The sequence below is a fragment of the Steroidobacter sp. genome (assembly GCF_016790065.1).
Classification (GTDB): domain Bacteria; phylum Pseudomonadota; class Gammaproteobacteria; order Steroidobacterales; family Steroidobacteraceae; genus Steroidobacter.
This window is the reverse complement of the sequence record NZ_JAEUPY010000740.1, coordinates 1-1608: the sequence shown is the minus strand read 5'-3', so window position 1 is coordinate 1608 and position 1608 is coordinate 1. Positions and strand designations below refer to the sequence as shown.

General features: G+C 61.0%; 2 protein-coding genes. Both read left to right on the top strand.

Annotated features, from left to right (window positions below):
- The coding region (locus JNL55_RS30155) for a phage major capsid protein (protein ID WP_293863331.1) at window positions 1–532 on the top strand (532 nt) is incomplete at its 5' end.
- Window positions 533–860: 328 nt separating this feature from the next.
- Window positions 861–1608 (top strand): hypothetical protein (locus JNL55_RS30150; RefSeq protein ID WP_293863329.1); only part of this gene is annotated, 748 nt, incomplete at its 3' end.

Sequence of the window (1608 nt, the reverse complement as noted above, 5' to 3'; positions counted from 1 at the left end):
CCTGAACACGACGCCGGGCGCGAACGACGATAACGGCTCGCCGATGCGTAGTGCATCTCAGATTGAGTACATCCCTCTCGTTGCGACGGCATCGCCGATCACGAGCTCAACTCAGAACTTGATCGACGGCGCGATTGATCTCGCCGCACAAGTCAACGAGGGATACCTCACCGAGACCGACCGCTGCGCATTCGTCATGCATCGACTGACGGCCGCTCGCATTCGCAAACTCAAAGCGAGCACGGCGGGCACGTATCTCTGGCAGGACGCGGCGAACGGCAATCCGGCAACGCTCGCCGGCTATCGCGTCATCACTTGCGATGCGATGTCGCTGTCGAGCACGGCGAACGCGTTCCCGATCCTGTTCGGCAACTGGCGACGCGGCTACTTGCTGGCCGATCGCACGTCGATGCAGATCACGTTGGACCCTTACACGACGCCGGGTCAGACGAAGTTCTACGCCCGCAAACGCGTAGGCGGCACCGTGAAATCGAATGACGCGATCAAGGCTCTGAAGATCGCAGTGTCGTGATGAAGCACTGGTCGCGCCTTTCCCCACGATTGGCGCGGCCGATTCCTGGCCGCACAGGTCGCGCAAGCGAGTCATGCGGACGCCGTCTTACTGCTGAGTCACGGCGCTTATGAAAGCAACCGGCAGAGCCCGCGCGAGTCTCCTGCATCACCTCGTGTGTGTGGACTCCAACTCGGCGGCGGGCATTTCTCTAGCAGTGAAGGCGGATACGTAGATGGCTAGCGCAGGTACAGTCACAGTCGACTTTGCAGCCGAGACTGCGAAGTTCACCGCTGAACTGAAGAAGGTTCAGGGCTCGCTCAACCGCATTGAAGGCGACTTCAAAAGCATGGAGCGCGTCGCGGGAGTGGCGCTGCGTGTCTTCTCCGGTGCGGCGCTCGCCAACTTTGCCAAGCAAGCCTTCGAAGCCGCCGACGCGACGGCCACAGCAGCCGAGCGCGCTGGCATTGCGGTGGAAACGTTTAGCCGACTGCAATATGCGGCTGGCCAGACTGATGTTGAGATGGTGGCGCTGACCACCGGCATCCAGAAATTCCAGATCGCTCTGTCCAAGGCTGACGACGAAAGCAAGCAGGCGATTGCAACGCTCTCGCGCTTCGGGCTGCAGGCGGAGAACCTTCGAAACCTGTCCATCGAGGATCAGCTCGGCGAGGTTGCCGAGGCATTCAAGCAGATCAAGAACCCTGCTGATCGGACTCGCTTGGCGGTCGACCTGTTTGGAAAGTCGGCTGGCCCGCAGTTGGTGCCGATGCTCTCTCAAGGCAAAGCGGGAATTAATGACCTGATGCAGCAGGCCGATCGGCTCGGCATCACGATGAGCGGCACCACGGCCGAGGGCATCGACCAAGCCGACCGCGCCATCAAGCAACTCACCTCCACGCTGTCGGCATACACCGCGAAATTCGCGGCTGGTCTTTCGATCGCCATCCTCGGCCCGCCGAACGAAATCCTCCGCCTTGATGAAGAGATCGAAGACCTTCAGCGCCGGAGAGATGCGCTGTTGTCCGGTGGCTTTGGTCGCGGCAGTGCAAGCTCAGCCGGCCGACAAGCAGCACTTGCCGAAGTGCAGAAGCTGA